Annotated in this window: 2 protein-coding genes and 1 tRNA gene; all 3 read left to right on the top strand. The window is 53.9% G+C overall.

Features of this window, described 5'->3' with window-relative positions; translation table 11 throughout:
- Positions 1 to 7: 7 nt before the first annotated feature.
- Positions 8 to 80 (top strand) — tRNA-Thr (locus ACEW8P_RS12510).
- 162 nt (positions 81 to 242) lie between these two features.
- The gene (locus tag ACEW8P_RS12505) at positions 243 to 1145 is read left to right on the top strand and encodes a carbon-nitrogen hydrolase (RefSeq protein WP_373513413.1); all 903 of its coding nucleotides are present in this window, start codon (positions 243 to 245) and stop codon (positions 1143 to 1145) included.
- Positions 1146 to 1236: 91 nt separating this feature from the next.
- The coding region (locus tag ACEW8P_RS12500) for a Gfo/Idh/MocA family protein (protein ID WP_373513412.1) at positions 1237 to 1787 on the top strand (551 nt) is incomplete at its 3' end.

Below are 1787 nucleotides of genomic sequence, written 5' to 3'. Positions count from 1 at the left end.
GTAATAAGCCTCCTTAGCTCAGCTGGTAGAGCGACGCATTCGTAATGCGTAGGTCGCAAGTTCAAGTCTTGTAGGAGGCTCTTCAAGCCCGCTGGTGGTTCTTCATCAGCGGGCTTTTTCATCTCAAATACTGGCTTTATTGGTTCTCACGTTGGTTCTGGGAATGCTACGCTATGTTCCGTAGTTTTGTAAACAGGAGGGATGTTCTCGCCCTGACAACCTGGATTGACGAAAAATTTAGAATGGATAAAAAAGTAAATATCGGTCTCGTGCAAATGAGTTGTACCGCCGACCCGGAGGCCAATTTTCAGAAAGCCACCGAAAAAATACGGGAAGCCGCCGCGCAGGGCGCGCAGATTGTCTGCCTGCAAGAGTTATTCAAGTCGCTGTATTTCTGCGATGTGGAGGATCACGCAAATTTCAATCTTGCCGAAGCCATTCCCGGCCCCTCTACCGAGGCATTGGGTACTTTGGCTAAAGAATTGGGCGTTGTTGTCATCGCCTCACTCTTTGAGCGACGCGCCCAGGGATTGTACCACAACACAACCGCCGTGCTGGACGCCGATGGCCGTTACCTCGGCAAGTACCGCAAAATGCACATCCCCGACGATCCGGGCTACTACGAGAAATTCTACTTCACGCCCGGCGACGCCCCCACGGACGGTACCGCTGGAACCGACGAAATCGGCTATCGGGTGTTCGATACGAAATTTGCCAAAATTGGCGTCCTCATTTGCTGGGATCAGTGGTACCCCGAAGCCGCGCGCATCACGAGCCTGATGGGGGCTGAAATCTTGTTTTATCCCACCGCCATCGGCTGGGACAAGCGCGAAACCGACCTAGTCACCAACGAGGAGCAGTATGGCGCCTGGCAAACCATTCAGCGCAGTCACGCCGTGGCCAACGGCGTGTTCGTCGTAGCCGTAAACAGGGTAGGTACCGAAGGCGACCAGCAGTTTTGGGGTGGCTCGTTCGTCGCCAATCCGCACGGGCGTTTGCTGTACCTGGCCCCGCACGAGGAAGAAGTGGTGCACACGCAGGAGATTGACCTCGCCAGCATCGATCACTACCGCACGACCTGGCCGTACTTCCGCGACAGGCGGGTGGATTCCTACCAGCCGATTACGCGGCGGTACATTGATTAGGGCTGTTTACTGCGAAATGAGTGCTATCCCTCAAAGGGTAAGCTTTGAACCTTGTCGTCTTCATAATTAAAGTCGAACATAAAACAGAACCATGAACAGAAGAAATTTCGTAAAAGCGGGTGCCTTGGGCGCTGCCGCTGGTATATCCATCATCCCCTCCCGAACCATCGGCAAATCATTGGGCCACGTAGCGCCGAGCGACAAAGTAAACCTCGCTTGCTGCGGAATCGGCAACCGGGGTGGTGAAATCACCAAAGCGCTGCACGCGACCGGCCTGGCCAACTTCGTGGCTTTTTGCGATGTAGACATGGGTGCTCCGCAGACTTTGGAAGTACTCAAAATGCATCCCGATGTTCCCCGCTTTCAGGACTTCCGGGAGATGTTCGACAAAATGGGCAGTAAGATCGAGGCCGTGAGCGTGGGGGTACCCGATTTTGCTCACTTCCCGATCACCATGCTGGCCATGTCATTGGGTAAGCACGTGTACGTAGAGAAACCCATGGCCCGCACTTTCCAGGAGGTCGATCTGATGATGAAAGGGGCGAAAAAGTACAAGGTAGCCACCCAAATGGGTAATCAGGGACACTCGGAGGCCAACTACTTCCAGTTCAAATCCTGGGTAGATGCCGGAATTATCAAGGA

Source organism: Persicitalea sp. (assembly GCF_041751555.1).
Taxonomy (GTDB): Bacteria; Bacteroidota; Bacteroidia; order Cytophagales; family Spirosomataceae; genus Persicitalea.
This window is presented reverse-complemented; position numbering and strand designations above follow the sequence as displayed.

What these genes read in the sequence shown, in the direction of transcription:
- ACEW8P_RS12505 (WP_373513413.1), top strand. Translation starts at nt 243, where the DNA reads ATGGATAAAAAAGTAAATATCGGTCTCGTGCAAATGAGTTGTACCGCC.